12 protein-coding genes and 1 pseudogene are annotated in these 16,137 nt (G+C 66.6%); 9 read left to right on the top strand and 4 right to left on the bottom strand.

The features are described from left to right. Positions 1 to 6 precede the first annotated feature (6 nt). Genes CSW63_RS04885 through CSW63_RS04865 form a run of 5 tightly spaced genes read left to right on the top strand, consistent with a single transcriptional unit; the run spans position 7 to position 4,605 of the window. Entirely contained in the window at positions 7 to 750 is a 744-nt protein-coding gene (locus CSW63_RS04885; protein ID WP_062096425.1) for an SDR family NAD(P)-dependent oxidoreductase, read from the top strand. Next, positions 747 to 1,385: an SDR family oxidoreductase gene (locus CSW63_RS04880; RefSeq protein ID WP_062096426.1), complete on the top strand. Its 639-nt coding sequence runs from the start codon at positions 747 to 749 to the stop codon at positions 1,383 to 1,385. The genes CSW63_RS04885 and CSW63_RS04880 overlap by 4 nt, the downstream gene beginning before the upstream one ends. Continuing rightward, entirely contained in the window at positions 1,382 to 2,263 is an 882-nt protein-coding gene (locus CSW63_RS04875; protein ID WP_062096428.1) for an SMP-30/gluconolactonase/LRE family protein, read from the top strand. Before CSW63_RS04880 ends, CSW63_RS04875 begins: the two co-directional genes overlap by 4 nt. A gap of 13 nt (positions 2,264 to 2,276) precedes the next feature. Further along, on the top strand, positions 2,277 to 3,449 hold the full coding sequence (locus tag CSW63_RS04870) for an acyl-CoA dehydrogenase family protein (protein WP_062096431.1): 1,173 nt from the start codon (positions 2,277 to 2,279) through the stop codon (positions 3,447 to 3,449). A 7-nt stretch (positions 3,450 to 3,456) separates the two neighbouring features. Continuing rightward, on the top strand, positions 3,457 to 4,605 hold the full coding sequence (locus tag CSW63_RS04865; protein ID WP_062096433.1) for an acyl-CoA dehydrogenase family protein: 1,149 nt from the start codon (positions 3,457 to 3,459) through the stop codon (positions 4,603 to 4,605). A gap of 104 nt (positions 4,606 to 4,709) precedes the next feature. Here CSW63_RS04865 and CSW63_RS04860 read toward each other — a convergent pair whose 3' ends face one another. Continuing rightward, positions 4,710 to 5,525, bottom strand: a complete 816-nt coding sequence (locus CSW63_RS04860; RefSeq protein ID WP_168193599.1) for an SDR family NAD(P)-dependent oxidoreductase — start codon at positions 5,523 to 5,525, stop codon at positions 4,710 to 4,712. A 133-nt stretch (positions 5,526 to 5,658) separates the two neighbouring features. After that, complete coding sequence (locus CSW63_RS04855; RefSeq protein WP_099502804.1) at positions 5,659 to 8,562, bottom strand: TonB-dependent receptor; 2,904 nt, start codon at positions 8,560 to 8,562, stop codon at positions 5,659 to 5,661. Between the two features lie 169 nt (positions 8,563 to 8,731). Between CSW63_RS04855 and CSW63_RS04850 the strand changes: the two genes are divergently transcribed. Then, entirely contained in the window at positions 8,732 to 9,505 is a 774-nt protein-coding gene (locus tag CSW63_RS04850) for an IclR family transcriptional regulator (protein ID WP_062095886.1), read from the top strand. A 17-nt stretch (positions 9,506 to 9,522) separates the two neighbouring features. Here the strand turns inward: CSW63_RS04850 and CSW63_RS04845 are convergent, their stop codons facing one another. Then, positions 9,523 to 11,160 carry a long-chain fatty acid--CoA ligase gene (locus CSW63_RS04845; RefSeq protein WP_062095885.1) on the bottom strand — a complete coding sequence of 546 codons (1,638 nt, stop codon included), beginning with the start codon at positions 11,158 to 11,160 and terminating at the stop codon, positions 9,523 to 9,525. Positions 11,161 to 11,402: 242 nt separating this feature from the next. Between CSW63_RS04845 and CSW63_RS04840 the strand changes: the two are divergent. Then, a pseudogene (locus CSW63_RS04840) lies at positions 11,403 to 12,907 on the top strand (enoyl-CoA hydratase-related protein). Between the two features lie 114 nt (positions 12,908 to 13,021). Here the strand turns inward: CSW63_RS04840 and CSW63_RS04835 are convergent. Beyond that, the gene (locus CSW63_RS04835) at positions 13,022 to 13,849 is read right to left on the bottom strand and encodes an enoyl-CoA hydratase/isomerase family protein (RefSeq protein ID WP_062095892.1); all 828 of its coding nucleotides are present in this window, start codon (positions 13,847 to 13,849) and stop codon (positions 13,022 to 13,024) included. 154 nt (positions 13,850 to 14,003) lie between these two features. Between CSW63_RS04835 and CSW63_RS04830 the strand changes: the two genes are divergently transcribed. Further along, entirely contained in the window at positions 14,004 to 15,569 is a 1,566-nt protein-coding gene (locus tag CSW63_RS04830) for a glucose 1-dehydrogenase (RefSeq protein ID WP_062095881.1), read from the top strand. A 27-nt stretch (positions 15,570 to 15,596) separates the two neighbouring features. Further along, a complete protein-coding gene (locus tag CSW63_RS04825; RefSeq protein WP_062095879.1) occupies positions 15,597 to 16,127 on the top strand; it encodes a nuclear transport factor 2 family protein in 531 nt (176 codons plus the stop codon). The last annotated feature ends 10 nt before the right edge of the window (positions 16,128 to 16,137 follow it).

Here is a 16,137-nt window from a genome sequence, read left to right as displayed (position 1 = left end):
TGCGCCATGAGGAGGAAATCAGTCATGCCGCAACTGGCCATGGTCACCGGGGCGGCCCAAGGCATCGGGCGCGCCATCGTCGAGCGCCTTGGCGCGGACGGCTTTGAGATCCTGGCGGTGGACGCGGACGAGACCCAGCTTTCGCGGTCCGCCGCAGACTGGCGCGAAGCCGGACTGAGCGTTCGCACCGCCGCCGCCGACTGCCGCGACCGCGCCGCGGTGATCAAGGCCCTGGATGGGGTGGAGGCGGTGAACGTCCTCGTGAACAACGCCGGGATCAGCGGAATTCTCGACCCGATCGGACAGGTCGACCGGGCGGGCTGCGACCGCGTGATGAGCGTCAACCTGCTGGCGACGATCCGTGTCGCGCAGGAGGCCGTACGGCGCATGCCGGACGGCGGCAGCGTCATCAACATCGCCTCACGCGGCTACCTCGGCGGCGCCGGCGCCGCGCACTATGTGGCGTCGAAGGCGGCCGTCGTGTCGCTCACAAGGGCCATGGCGATCGAGCTGCGCTGGCGCGGCGTCCGCGTGAACGCTGTCGCGCCGGGCATGGTCGACACCCGGATGATCGACGGCTTCGGCGACATGCTGGGCGCGCTCAAGCGCATGGAGCCGACCGGGGCTCCGGCCAATCCGGCCCAGATCGCCGCCATTGTCAGCGTCCTGGCCGGTCCGGACGCCAGCTTCGTCAACGGCCAGATCCTGATGGCCGACGGCGGGAAATCCCTTGGGCTACCGCCGCTATGACGACCTCCATTCCTTCGATCCTGGTCATCGGCCAGGGACCAGTCGCCGAGGCGATTCTGCGCCGCGTTAGCGTCGAGGTTGGCGACCTGATCACGCTGGCCCAGCCCGACGCCGCAGCGATCACGGCGCTGGAAACCAGCCTGGACGCTGCCGTGATCGTGGCGCCGCCCGCCCCCTCGTCGTCGCTATTTCTCGACATCGACGACGCGCGGCTGGACGCCCAACTGGCGCACTTCACCGACCTGTTCGAGGCCTTGGGCGTCTTGCTGGGCCGCTTGAACCCGAAGGGCGCGATCGTGCTGGTGGGCGATCGGGGCTATCTGGGCGCCTGGGGCGCGGCGGACGCCTGCGCCTTCTCCGGCGCCTATGTCGCGCTGATGCGGTGCGTCACCCTGGAAGGCTTTAGCGCGGGCCATCGCGCCAACTGCATCGCTCTGGATCTAGCTCAAGACGGCGCCGGCGTGGATCCCGACGAGATCGCGGACCTGGCCGTCCACCTCGCCTCGCCCGCCGGCCAAGCCATCAACGGCGAGATCATCCTGGCCAATCGCGGCCGCAGCCTGCGCGTGCGCGAAGCGAAGGACCGTCGTGCGGACTTCGCCGCGAGCGCTTCCAGCAAAGGACCCTCCCTATGACCTTCACCGTCGAGATCATCGGCAAGGAACGCTGTCGGCTGGGCGAGTCGCCGCTATGGGACGCCGATGCGGGCTTGCTTTACTGGGTCGACAGCATGGCGCCGGCCATCTGGCGCTTTGACCCGTTCACGGGCGAGCAAACATCCTTCTCCGCGCCCAAGCCCATCGGCAGCGTGGTTCTGGGCCGCCCCGGGGAACTGATCGCAGGTCTCGCCGACGGCGCCTATCGCGTCCAGCTGGACACGGGAACTTTCACGCCGATCGCCCTGCCCGACACGCTCGCGCCGATCGAGCGCTTCAACGACGGCAAGGCCGATCGCCAAGGCCGCTTCGTCACCGGCACGATGGCGATGCACAACGAAACGGGACGGATCGGTAAGCTCTATCGCTTCACGGCCGGCGGCGCCTGGGAAGTGCTGCCCACCGAACCGATCGAGATCGCCAACAGCACCTGCTTCAGCCCCAGCGGCGACACCCTCTATTTCGCCGACAGCCTGCGCCACATGGTCTGGGCGTTCAGCTACGATCCCGAGACCGGCGCGGTGGGCGAGAAGCGCGACTTCTTCGACACATCGGGCTTCAGCAGCGCCCCGGACGGGGCGACGGTCGACGCCGAAGGCCATATCTGGCTGGCCCTGGTGCAGGCTCAGAAGCTGATCCGCATTTCGCCGGACGGCCGCCTGGATCGGGTCGTCGAAAGCCCCGCGCCCTTCTGTTCGTGCCCGGCCTTCGGCGGCGAAGACCTCGACGTCCTCTACGTGACCTCGATCTCCGACAGCGGCGGCCGCCTGAAGACCGATGTCGACGCTTCTGGGCGCCTGATGGCGTTCCACGGTCTTGGCGTGCGCGGCATCGCCGAGACCCGCTGTTTCCTCTGACCCGTGGTGAACCATGAATCTTGATCTGACCCCGGAGCAGTCCGCCTTCCGCGACGAGGTGCGCGCCTTCTTCGCCGAGAACGTCCCCGAGTCATTCAAGAGCCGGGTGCGCGCCGGCATGCGCCTTGAGCCTCACGAGTTCACCCAGTGGCAGAAGCTGCTGCACGCGCGCGGCTGGGGCGCGCCCTCCTGGCCCAAGGAATACGGCGGCACGGGCTGGGACCCGACCCAACTCTACATCTTCGAGACCGAGGCCTCGCGCGCCGACGCGCCCGTTCAGTTCCACCAGGGCCTGGAGTTGATCGGTCCGATCATCTTCACCTTCGGCAGCCCCGAACAGAAGGCCAAGTACCTGCCGGCGATCGTCTCGGGCGACGACTGGTGGTGCCAGGGCTATTCCGAGCCCAACTCCGGCTCTGACCTGGCGTCGCTGTCGACCCGCGCGGTACGGGACGGCAATGAGTACGTGATCAACGGCCAGAAGGCCTGGACCAGCTACGCCCATGTGGCGAACCGGATGTTCCTGCTGGCCCGCACCGATCCCGACGCGCGCAAGCAGGCCGGCATCTCGCTGTTCCTGATCGACATCGACACGCCGGGCGTGACGATCCGCCCCGTCGTGACCATGGACGAGATCCACCACACCAACGAGGTGTTCCTCGACAACGTCCGCGTCCCGCCCTCGGCGCTGCTGGGCGAGGAAGGCATGGGCTGGAGCTACGGCAAGGTGCTGCTGGATCGCGAGCGCGGCGTCACCGCCGCGACGACCACGCGTCTGGCCCAACAACTGCGCGGCGCCCGCAAGGTCGCGGCCGAGACCCTGGTCGGCGGACGCAGCCTGCTGGACGACCCGCGGGTCGCCGACCGCCTGGCCCAGTTCGAGCTGGAGGTCATGGCCCTGGAAGGCATGGTGATGCGGACCATGGCCGAAGCCGCATCCGGCCAGGACTCGGGACCCCGCGCCTCGATGATCAAGATCCGCTGGTCCGAGCTGCTGCAGCAGATCACCGAATACTGGGTCGAGCTGCAGGGCTATGGCGCCATGGCCTTCGCGCCGCTGGGCCCGTTCGAGGCGCCCGACGCCTGGGCGGCCAAGGGCATGATCTATTCCCGGGTCACCAGCATCTACGGCGGCTCGAACGAAATCCAACGCAACATCATCGCCCGCCGGGCGCTCGGTCTCTGAGGCCCCCATGAATTTCGACCTTTCCGAAGAGCAGCAGCTCCTGAAGGACAGCGCCTGGCGGCTCGGCGCCGACTACGGCGACTTCACGGCCTGGCGCGCGCGCGTCCAAAGGGGCGAAGCGTTTGACGCGGCCAGCTGGCGGCGCATGGCCGACCTGGGCTGGCTGATGCTGAACATCCCCGAGGATGACGGCGGACTGGGCGCGGGCCCGGTGGAAACCATGGTCGTGGCCGAGGCGGTCGGTCGCCACCTGATGCTGGAACCGTTCGTCTCGACCGGCGTCATCGCGCCGGTGCTGCTGACCGCGGCGACCGAGGACGTTCGCACCGAACTGATGGCTGGGATCGCCGGGGGCACGATGGTGCTCAGCCTGGCCGACGGCGAGCCGAACGGCCGGTTTGATCTTAACCGCATCGCCACACGCGCCGAAGCCGTCGAAGGCGGCTTTCGACTCACGGGCCAGAAGAGCCACGCGCTGGATGGCGGCGCCGCCGACGGGTTCATCGTTCCCGCGCGCACGGCCGGCGCCGACGACAGCCAGGACGGCGTCAGCCTGTTCCTGGTTCCGGCCCGGACCGAAGGCCTCACGATCATGGGCAGCCGCGCCATGGACAACCGCCACAACGCCAGTCTGAAGCTTGATGGCGTGGTGGTTCCCGCCGCGAACCTGATCGGTGGCTTAGGCGAAGGCTTCCTCCTGCTGCGTGACGCCGTGGATCACGGCGTGGTGGCCCGCTTGGCCGAGGCCGTCGGCGCCATGGACGCCGTCCGCGAGATGACGATGGAGTACCTGAAGACCCGAAAGCAATTCGGCCAGACGCTGGGCTCGTTCCAAGCGCTACAGCACCGTGCGGTCGACATGGCGATCGCCTGTGAGGAAGCCCGCTCGATGATGTATCTGGCGACGATCGCGCTCTCGGGCGATCCGGCCGAACGAAGGAAGGTGATCGCGGCGGCCAAGGCCCGCGTCGGCCAGACCAGCCTGTATGTCGGCCGTCAGGCGGTGCAGCTGCACGGCGGCGTCGGCTTCACCGAAGAGCTGGCGGTCGCCCACTATCTGAAGCGCCTGATCATGATCGACATGGCGTTCGGCAACGCCGACCATCACCGCGCCGAACTGGCGGCCAGCCTGCGGCCCGGCGCCGTAGCAGCCTGAATCAAGAAGCGCGTCGAGGACGGTGTGATCTGCCCCTGACGCGCTCCAAGACATCAACATCGACGTTGGTCTGGGCCGGATGACTTCATCCGGCCCAGACCTTTTTAGGACAGGGCGGTGGCCAGGCCGCCGTCGACGGTGAGCATCTGGCCCGTGACGAAGTCGCTGTCGTCACACGCCAGGTAGCGGACGGCCTTGGCGATGTCCTGGGTGGTTCCCAGGCGGCCGAGCGGCGTCTGTCCGATCCGCATGGCGATGCGCTCTTCGGACACCACCCGACGCACGCCCTCCGTGTCCACCGTCGACGGCGCCACGGCGTTGACACGGATATTCATCGCGCCGAGTTCGGCGGCGGCCGCGCGGGTCATGCCCGCGACCCCCGCTTTGACGCCGCAATAGGCGATGCCATTCGGAATGCCCAGCTGGGCGCTGACCGAGGCGATGTTGACGATCGAGCCGCCGCCCGAGGCGGCCATCAGCGGCGCGGCGGCCTGCATGCCCCAGATCACGCCCGAGAAGCCCACGCCGACCATGCGGTCCAGGCTTTCCGGACGGATGGCCGCCAGCGGCTCATAGACGTTCCACATGGCGTTGTTCACCAGCACGTCGAACCGGCCGTACTGGTCGTTGATCCCGCCCAAGGTGGTGGTCAGGGCTTCGCGATCGGAGACGTCGCAACCCAGCCCCACAGCCCGCCCGCCGGCCGCGATGATCTCGTCGGCAGCGGCCTGGGCCCAGTGCGCCTTCAGGTCCAGCAGAGCGACCACCGCGCCCTCGGCGGCGAGCATGGCCGCAGTCGCCCGTCCCAGGCCTCGCGAGGCCCCCGTCACCGCGGCGACGCGCCCCTCTAGACGACCAGCCATCGTTCCCTCCTCCCGTGTTGCCGACCGGCCCGAGGCGCGATCGCTGTCAGGGTCCATGATTATCCCGCCCTCGCCGCCGCGCTCGCTGAAGCGAGCCGCCGAGCGGAAACATCACCGACGTGATGCGCGCACAAAAAAGGGCGGCGGTCTTTCGACCGCCGCCAGATGTCCGAGGCGTTTTCGGGAGAACCTAGAAAGTCTTTTGGAGAGACACACCGATGATGCGCGGCTCGGTGAAGACGGCGTTGGCGACCTGTCCCAGGGCTTCATCCATGAGGAACACGTCGGTGATCGAACGCTTGTTGAAGACATTCTTCACATAGCCTTCGATCTCGAGGCCCCGTTCGTCATTGACCAGACGGAACGACAGATTGGCGTTCGCCCAGCCCTTCAGCTGATCGACCGAGGTGTTGAAGACCCGGGCGTAGGAGTCGCCTTGGCGGTAGTAGTCGCCGCGCACGGTGCCCTCCCAGCCGTCCAGGACGTCGAACGAGTACTGAGCGCCGATCGAGGCCGTCCAGTTCGGCGAGCCCGGCAGCTCGTTGCCCTTCAGCTTGGCCGCGACGCCGTCGGTCGGCGTCACGCCGAACGAGGTCGCGAAGCTGCCCGAGCAAGCGCCCAGCAGCGCCGAGGGGTTGCCCGAGACGCCGGCGACCGTGGCCGCCCCCGGAGCTTGCTGGATGACCGCCAGCAGGTTGGCCAGGGCGGCCGTCGGAACCACGCATCCCGCCGCGCCCGAGGTCTTGACCAGGGTCAGGTTCGAATTGCCGCCGGTACGGTTCATCGGATCGATCGATTCACCGTTCTTGATCTTGGTGTCGAGCAGACCCAGCGTGCCGTTCATGCGGAAGCGCTTGACGGGTTCCCAGACGGCTTCCAGTTCGATGCCCTTGATCTCGGCGTCGATGTTCTCGGTCACCGAGATCCGGTTCACGAACTTCGAGATCTGGTAGCCCTTGTAATCGTAGAAGAACGCCGAACCGTTCAGGACCAGGGCGCCGCCCAGCAGGGTGTTCTTGGTCCCCACTTCGAAGGCGTTGACATATTCCGGCTCGTAGAACGGCCGCAGGGTCGCGACCTGACCGATGTTGTTCGGACCGCCGCCCTTATAGCCGCGCGAATAGAACGCATAGACCAGGGTGTCGTCGGTGAAGCCCAGGTCCGGCTTCCAGTCGAAGCCTGCGCGACCGGTGAACTTCTTGAACTGAGCGGTCAGCTGCGGCGGCGTTCCAGGCGTCAGACCGCTGCCCGGCGTCAGCAGTTTGACCGGGAAGTTGTCTAGAGTCTTCTTGTCGTCGGTGTAGCGCAGACCCACCGTGAACTTCAGCTCCGGCGTCGCCTCGTAATAGACCTCGCCGAACAAGGCGTTCGAGTTGAGGTGATAGGGCTGGAAGCTCAGATAGTTGCCGTGGCCCTCGCCGGTCGGCGCGCGGTTCGGATCGATATAGACGCACGTCCCGCCCGGCGCGCAGTTCGCGCCGCCATTGGCCACCATCGCCGCGTAGGTGAAGGCGTTCGACATGATGTAGAACGACTGGACCACGTCATAACGCAGGGCCAGGCCGCCGAGGCTGAAGTTGAGCGGACCATCAAAGCTCGACTGCAAGCGCAGTTCCTGGCTCCACTGGCGCGACGGCGTGGTGATCCGGTCCGACACCGACATGCGGTTGGACGCGCCCAACTGCGGATCATTCACCAGACCGCCCGGCGCCAGGGTGGTGCTGTTGAACACCGTCGAGGCCTGGAAGCGGTTCATCTCCTGGCGCGCGTCCAGCTCGCCGTCGTAATATGACGTCAGCGAGTTGAGCTGCAGCTTGTCATTGATGTCCCACGCCACATTCAGCGTGAAGACGTCTTCCTCCGCGCGATAGTAGGGGTTCTTCGCCGAGTCGATGACGTCCAGTCCCTGAGGCTGGGTTTCGCCATACACATCGCCGCTGACCAGGCCCCGCGCAAAGCCGATGATGCCATACAGCGTTGAGAGCGAGTTCGGCGTCCCGTAGGCGGCGGCGTTGTAGACCGAGGCGTCGGCGCAGCCTGCGCTGAGGAAACCGCGGACCGTGGCGTTGGTGATCGCCGTTCCGCCCACCGAGCTCGGGCCGCTGTCGCGCGTGCAGAGTCCCTTGCCGGTACGCAGGCGAGCATCTCGCTCCTTGAAGTGCTGCCAGACGAAGTTGGCGTCGACGGTCGAGGTGGGACGCCAGCGCAGGCTTGCACGGAAGGAATAGAGGTCGCGGTCATCGACCTTGTCGCCCGTGCCCAGGTTATCGACGAAACCCCCGCGATTCAGCGTCGCGCCCGCCAGGCGCAGGTCCAGCTTGTCGGCGACCAGCGGGACATTGATCATCCCGCGCAGCTTGCGGCCGTCATAGTTGCTGACCTCGGCGCGCAGCATGCCCTCGAACTCGCCGGTGGGCTTTGCGCTGAGGACGTTGACCACACCGCCCGTGGCGTTGCGGCCGTAGAGCGTGCCTTGCGGCCCGCGGAGGACTTCCACGCGCTCGACGTCGAAGAACTCAGCTTCGAATAGACGGTTGGACGTCAGCGGAGCGCCGTTGAAGTGGACGCCCGTCGAGGAGTCGCCGGTCACGGCCGTCTGCTTGGTGCCGATGCCGCGGATCTGGAAGTTGTAGCCGCTGTAGAAGCTCTTGGCGAAGGTGACGTTCGGAATCGCCAGTTGCAGGTTCGGACCGCCGTCGATCTTCTGGCGACGGAGCATATCATTGGAAAAGGCCGAAACGGCGATCGGCACGTCCTGCAGCTTTTCCTCGCGTCGCTGGGCGGTGACGACCAGTTCGTCGATGGTGACGGTCTCCTGCCCCGCCGGGGGGGCTGTCTGGGCTGCTGCTGGCAGCGCCAAGAACAAGGAGAGCGTAGAGGCGCCAGCCAGCAAGGCCGCACGGCGCAAGGTCTGCGAGATCACCATTCGTTTCCCCCAATAAGCTTCCGCGCGGCGCGGGCTCATCTGTGATTGTTGCGACGCCGCTCTAGCGTCCTGCCTAGGGAGCCGGGGCGGACAAGATCTGGCCAGACCGGGGGATGGAAGGGTCCGAATATCGCAAACGCGATAATTGAGATGAAGCGGCGCGAACACTCATCAAGGTGACGCGCTGCGGAGGTGGCCAGCCTCTTCGCCGCCACGAAGGCCTCGCCGCAGGCTTCGATAACATCACATATGTGCTGAACCCCTGGACGCGGCGCGGGCGCGACGCTCTAAGACGCTATTCTGGCAGTGTGAATCCGCCACGACTGGGAATGTCCGAATGCGCCGAGACCCGATCAAATCCGCAGCGCGCACCCTGGAAATCCTGGAGCTGTTCCAGGAACAGCGCGCGCCGCTACGGCTGACCTATATTTTTGAGAAGCTCGGCTATCCGCAATCCAGCACCACGACCCTGCTTAAGAGCATGGTCGTTCTGGGCTACCTGAACTACGACCGCGCCTCGCGCACCTACTTCCCGACGCCGCGGGTCGCGGCCCTGGGCGATTGGGTCAACCACCACCTGTTTGGGTCCGGCGATCTGGATCGCCTGGTCAAAAGCATTTTCGAGCAGACCAATGAGACGGTGGTGATCTCGTCTCAGAACGACATCTTCATCCAGCACCTGCGCATCGTACAGCCCAGCCATCCGCACAAGATCGCCATGACCGAGGGGAGCATGCGGGTGCTGCCTCACTCGGCCGCCGGCCTGGTGCTGATGAGTCGGATGCCCAGCAAGGCCGTCGACAAGCTGTGCCGCCACATCAACGCCTATCTTGGCGGAACAAGCGACCGGATCGACATCGGCCAGTTGCAGGAGCAACTGGCCTGGGTCCGACGCGAAGGCTACAGCCTGCTGGCCGCTTTCCCGTTCCCCAACGCGGCGGGGATCGCCATGCCCCTGCCCGCAGCACCGCACGGCGTGCAGCTGACCCTGGGGGTCGGCGGCCTCAACAGCCGCATCGCCCGCCACAAGAGCGAGATCGTCGCGATCATGAAGGCGGGCGTGGCCGGCTACGCCGAGAGCCTCAGGCACTATTCAGCGCCCGAGGCTTGACGCCCTGCTCTCAGGCCCTACTCGGCCGGTTCAGCGAGGTAGTCGCGATACGTTTCGCGCAGCTTGGCCTTTAGCAACTTGCCGGTCGCCGTGTGCGGAAGGCTGTCAACGATCACCACGTCGTCGGGCACCTGCCAGCGCGCCACGCGCGAGGCCAGGAACTTCAGGATGTCGGCCTTGTCGGGCGTCGTCTCTGGCGTGGGCACGACGATCAGCAAGGGACGCTCCTGCCACTTGGGATGCGGCACGCCGATAACCGCAGCTTCGCGGATGTCGGGGTGGCCGATAGCGACATTTTCCAGGTCGACCGATGAGATCCACTCGCCGCCCGACTTGATGATGTCCTTCGAGCGGTCGGTTAGCTGCAGGTAGCCGTTGGGATGAATCTTGGCGACGTCGCCTGTGGGAAACCAACCGTCCGCAGTGGTGGCCGGCGCCTCGGCCTTGAAGTAACGCTGCACGACCCACGGTCCGCGGACCTGAAGGTCGCCAACGGCCACGCCGTCATGCGGCGCGACCACGCCGTCGGCGTCGACGATGCGAAGCTCGACGCCATAGATGGCGCGCCCCTGCAGGGCCTGAATGTCGTATCGCGTCTGGCGATCGAGGAAGGCGTGCTCGGGCAGCGGCGTGCCGATGGTCGCCAGCGGGCTGGTTTCGGTCATGCCCCAGGCATGGATGACATAGACGCCCAGCATGTAGTCGAAGCGCTCGATCATGCTGCGCGGCGCGGCTGAGCCGCCGACGAGAATCCGTTCCAGGGCCAGTCCCGCCAGGTCCAGCTCCTCGCGATGGGTGGCGACATAGTCGAGAAAGCCCAGCCAGACTGTCGGCACGCCCAGGCTGAAGGTGCAGCGCTCGGCCCGCAGCAGGGAGAACAGGCTTTCGCCATCGACGGCGGCGCCGGGCAACACCAGCTTGGCCCCGCACATGGCGGCGCTGAACGGTATGCCCCAAGCATTGACGTGAAACAGCGGCGTCACCAGCAGGATGCTGTCGCGACGTGAGATCGCCATGCCGTCCGCGCCTGTCGCGACGAAGGCGTGCAGGATCAGCGAACGATGGCTGTAGAGTACGCCCTTCGGATCTCCCGTCGTGCCCGAGGTATAGCAGAGGATCGCGCCCGCGTTCTCCGAGACCGCAGTCCAGGCCGCGTCCTTGGCCTCGGGCGCGAGCAGGTCTTCATAGGCGATCAGATTGGGCAGGCGCAGGCTGGGCATGTCGCTCGCGCTGGACAGGCAGACATAGGCTTCGACTTGCGGCGCCAGGTCGACCAAGGTCTCAAGCAAGGGTCCGAAGGCCGGATCAAAGAACACGATCCGGTTTTCGGCGTGCCGCAGAATGAAAGCGATCTGCTCGGGGAAAAGTCGCGGATTGACCGTGTTGAGGATCCCGCCCGCCCCGGTGGCGCCGTAGTACAGTTCCAGGTGCCGCGCGGTGTTCAAGGCCAGGCTGGCGACACGGTCGCCTTCGCGCAGTCCCCGACGCCGCAGCGCGGCGGCCAGCTGGCGCGCGCGCGCCGCAATCCGCGCGTAGTTGGTTCGTGTCGCACCGCCGGGATCTTTGGAAACGATCTCGACTTCGCCATGGAAGCGCGCTGCGTGATCGAGCAGCGAGGACAGCGTCAGAGGCGTATCCTGCATCAGGCCGAGCATGGCTATTCCTGTATCCGGTGGTCTTCGCGCCAGACCATAGGGACGGATCGCGCCTTACCCGGAGATGGCCGGCTCACCCCGTGTCTTTTCACATACGCGATACTGAGCCGAGCGAGAGCCGCGTGGCTTTAACCTTTCATTCTCGCGTGCTGTTGTTCGTCATGGCGGGCGCTTTGGCGCGCGCCGGACCGGAAAAATAACCGCTCAAAGCGGATCGCGATACGCACCCGGTTGGAGGAAATATGGGAACGGAAACGACCCGTCGGCTGGCGTTCAACATGCTGGCTGACCTTTCGGCGACTTCGGCCATCCCGCCCAGACGGGGCGTCGCTCAGCTGAAGCTGGACTGCCCACCGCCTTGCAGCTGGGACGCAACGCACGCTCAAGCCTTTATCGAAGCGATCGCCGCTTTCGGTGAGGACCCTGAGGTTTGCGCCATCGTTCTCCACGGCCGCCGGCTGTTCAACGACGTCTTGGCGGCCAAGATCGCCGCAGACGATGCGCGCGCCGCAGTGTACGCGGCGGTTTCTGGGTCCAGAAAGCCGATCGTCGCCGCGCTTTCGGGCCCTGTGACGGGCTCCGGTCTGGAGTTGGCCTTGGCCTGCGAGGCGCGCGTCGCCTTGCCGAATGCGACCTTCTCGAACCTCGCCCGCAGCGAGGGTCATCTCCCCGCCGCCGAAACCCTCATCCGCCTGGCGCGCCATGTCGAGATCGAGCGCGCCGCCGGCCTCGCCGTCTTTGGAGCGGTCTGGGACAGCAAAGCGGCCGTCGAATGTGGCTTGATCGACCTGATCGCCGCCCGCGATCTCGTTCAAGTCGCCGAAAAGCTCGGCGCAAGTCGAAAAGGCGAACGTCGTCCTGTTCTGGCGGCCGAGCCCGAAGTGATCGCCGCGAAGATCTATGGACTGCGCGCCAAGGTACGTCGCGACGCCCCGCAACAGACCGCGCCGATGATGCTTCTGCGCGCCCTGGAGTTGGCTTGGCAGACACCCGCGCGGCGCGCCCGCAGCGAGATCGATCGGCTCGACGAGGCCTTCGCCGCTTCGCCAGAAGCCCAGGCTCTGACCTATGCCGAGCGCGGGCAGGCCGCGTTGGCGCGTGTGGCGGTTCCCGCCGACATCGCGCACGATCTTGCATGGCCTTTGTTGCGTGAAGCCATCCACCTCCTGGATGAAGGCGCCACGCCTGGGCAGATTGATCGAGAGCTACAGAAATTCGGTTTCCGCATCGCACCGTTCCTGCGCTCTGATCGGGAAGGCCTAGAGGCGGTGTTTCGCCGTCAGTCTGGCCCGGCAAACGGCGAGGACTGGATCACCTATTCGCCACCCTAGACCTCATGATCGACGCGGGCCGCACCGGCGGCGGCGATGCGCCAGGCTGGTACCGCCATGGCAGCGATGGTCGCTACACTTTCGAACCGGAAGTCGAGCGGCTTTTGCAAGCCTCGGCCACCTTCCAGCGCTGTGCGCGGGCCCCCATCGACGATGAGGTGGTTGTCGAGCGGTGCCTGACGGCGGCGATCAACGGCACGGCGCATTTGCTCGATGCGCACCCAGACCTGTCACCGAGCCTGGTCGACGCGATCTGGACCAAGATCCTGGGCTTTCCGAAGTGGCGCGGCGGACCGCTCTACATGGCCAGGACCGGCGCCTGCGATCCGCTCGCAAGCCTCAACCGCTGGAGCAAGGTCCGCAACACGGCCGGCGTGGCCGCTCCACTGCTGCGCCGGATCATCGCCAACGCCTGACGGCCGTCGAAATCTTGAAACGAAAAAGCCAGCGTCACCCTGTGACGCTGGCTTCTTGTTGCCGGAAAGCTCGGCGCGCCGACGCCCTGCCCGAGGGCCGAGCGCCGCCTCAGGTCAGCGCCCCTGGAAGACCGGAGGACGCTTCTCAATGAAGGCCCGCACCGCTTCCTTGGCGTCCTCGCTCTTGGACAGCTTGTAGGTGTTGCCCTGCTCGTACCGGTAACCGTCGCGCAAGCTCAGATTGTCGATGACGTTCAGACTGTCCTTGGCCGCAGCGACGGCGACGGGGCTCTTGCTGGCGATCTCCTTGGCGATGTTGCGGGCGTAGTCGAGAAACGCCTCATGCGGCAGCGCCGCTTCGATCAGGCCTCGGCGGTACAGCTCTTCGGCCGGAACGCGCCAGCCGGTCAGCACCATGCGGCGCGCCAGTGAATGGGGAATGAAGCGCAGGGCGTGCTTGGCGCCGCCGGCCAGGCCCACGTCGATCTCGGGTAGACCGAACACCGCCCGTTCCGAGGCCACGATGATGTCGCAACTGGCCACGATGCCCAGACCCGCGCCCAGGGCCGCGCCGTTGACGGCCACGACGATCGGCTTGCTACACTCGACCATCGACCAGCTCATCTCGCGCGCCATGCGCTGACGGGCGAAGGCCGTGCCGGCCGGAGCGTCGGGACCCGGGCGGTTCTTCAGATCGGCGCCGGCGCAGAAGGTCTTGCCCTCGGCCGTCAGCAGCACCGCGCGGACGTCGGGGTTCTCGTTGAAAGCGTCAAAGGCCGCCGTCAGCTCCAGCATCATGTCGACGCTCGCTGAATTCACCGGCGGATTGGCCAGCGTCACCGTCGCCACGAAGTCTTCGACCTCAATCTTCAAGCACGACATCATTTGCTCCTTGCCCAGTCGGCGGTCGCGGACCGTCTCGTGAACTTGGTAGCTGCTCACGCCGCTGTGGCCTGAGTCCGGCCGGGCGGCGCGCGCCACATCACATAGGCGATATTTGGCGGTCGCCCGGACCCCAGCGTGGCGCATGGACGAGCACTGCTAGGTTTTTCTCGAAGGCCGTCATCTGCGACGTCCCCGCAAGACAGAGTACGCAATGACCTCCAAGGCGCAGTCGCGCGTGGTGCTTGTAACCGGCGGCGCGGATGGCATCGGCTGGGCGGCGTGCCAGCGCTTCGCCCGCGCGGGTGACCGCGTGCTTGTCGCCGACCGAAACGTCGAACGCGCCCGCGAACGGGCCGCCAGCCTGGGTCCCGATCACCACGCGATGGCGATGGACGTCTCCTCCGAGGCCCAGGTTCGCGAAGGGTTCGAGCATGCGCGCCGGGCGTTCGGTCGCCTTGACGTGCTGGTCAACAACGCTGGCGTCACCGACCCCCAGCCGACCGCCACCCTGGACCAGACGGTCGAAGAGGTGGCCCGACTGCAGGCGGTCAACGTCACCGGCGCCTTCCTCGCCGCACGGGAAGCCGGACGCCTGATGATTGAGCAAGGCCACGGCGCGATCATCAACCTGGCCTCCGGCGCAGGCCTTGTCGCCCTGCCCAGACGCACCAGCTACAGCGCCAGCAAAGCGGCGGTGATCTCGCTGACCCGAACCCTGGCCTGCGAGTGGGCGGCCAAGGGCGTCCGCGTCAACGCCGTGCTGCCCGGCTACACCCGCACCCAGATGGTCCAGGACCAGATCGACGCGGGGATTCTGGATCCCTCGATCGTGCTCTCCCGCATTCCGCTTGGACGGATGGGCGAACCCGAGGAGATGGCCGAGGGTGCATTCTTCCTGGCCAGCGACGCCGCCAGCTATGTGGTGGGCGCAACCCTGGTCGTGGACGGCGGCTATACGGTCTATGGCGGTTCGGGGCCGGCCTCGACGAGGCCCGCACCAGGCCCCCAAGTTCCCAAGCCTCGCATCAGCGCGATCACCGGCGGCGGCCGGGGGATCGGCCGCTGCGTCGTGGATCTGTTTCACGCCGCCGGCGACCGCCTGCTGGTGATCGAGCGCGATCCGGAGGGCGCCAAGGCGCTCGCCGAAGCCCTGGGCGACGAACACATCGTCGTCCAGGCCGACATCACCGACGTGGCGGCGGTCGAGGCGGCCTTCGCCCAGGCTCAGGCGCGCTGGGGAAGGCTGGATGTCTTGATCAACAACGCCGGCGCCGCCGACGTCTTCAAGCCCACGCTGGAGCAGACCGCCGAGGACTTCACCAGCGTCTACGACATCAACTTCAGCGGCCCGCTGGCGACCGCCAAAGCCGCCGCGCGCCTGATGAGCCAGGGCGGCGTCATCGTCAATCTCGGCTCCATCGCGGGCCTGAGCGCCCTGCCCCAGCGCAACGCCTACTGCGCGGCCAAGGCGGCCGTAACGATGATGAGCCGCAGCCTGGCGTGCGAATGGGGCCCCGCCGGAATCCGCGTGAACACGGTCGCGCCCGGATACATCGAGACCCCCGCCGTGCTTGCGCTCAAGTCGGCAGGACGCGCGCAGTTCGAGAAGATCCGGCGCCGCGCGCCGATCGGCCGTCTGGGCGATCCCATGGAAGTCGCCCGAGCCATCGCGTTCCTGGCCTCCCCCGCCGCCAGCTACATCGCCGGCGCAACGCTCAGCGTCGATGGCGGCTGGACCGCCTTCGGCGACGCCGGCGACGCCAGCGACATCCAGTAACCCCCGTTCACTACTCGAGGCCTTGTCATGGCGGACCAACCCAATCTCCAGCAGCTATGGGACAGCGAGCAGATCCGTCAGTGCCTGTACCGCTATTGCCGCGGCATCGATCGGATGGACGAGACGACCCTGCGCTCGGTCGCCTGGCCTGAAGGCCCTGACCAACACGGCTCCTTCATTGGCACGGCCTCGGAGTTCGTCGACTGGGCCCTGAAGATCCTGCCGCATGTCGAGCGCGGCGTGCACCAAGTGCACAATGTCATGATCGCCTTCGAAGGCGAGGCCGCCGCCTCGGTCGAATCCGTCTTCACCGCCCTGCACCGGCAACCGGACGACGACGGCTCCCTCGTCGTTCTGCACATGTGCGGCCGCTATCTGGACCGTTTCGAGAAGCGGAATGGCGAATGGCGCATCGCGGCCCGCCAGGTGATCTTCGACTGGATCGAGAAGTCCGCCCCGACGCCCGGCGTCCATCCTGAACGCTTCGGAGGCCGCACACCGGTAGGCGGACGCTTCCCCGATGATCCGCTCTACGCGTTCCTGGGCCAGCGCGACTGAGGTCCGGCCG

The sequence above is a fragment of the Caulobacter sp. FWC26 genome (assembly GCF_002742645.2).
GTDB lineage: Bacteria > Pseudomonadota > Alphaproteobacteria > Caulobacterales > Caulobacteraceae > Caulobacter.
This window is presented reverse-complemented; position numbering and strand designations above follow the sequence as displayed.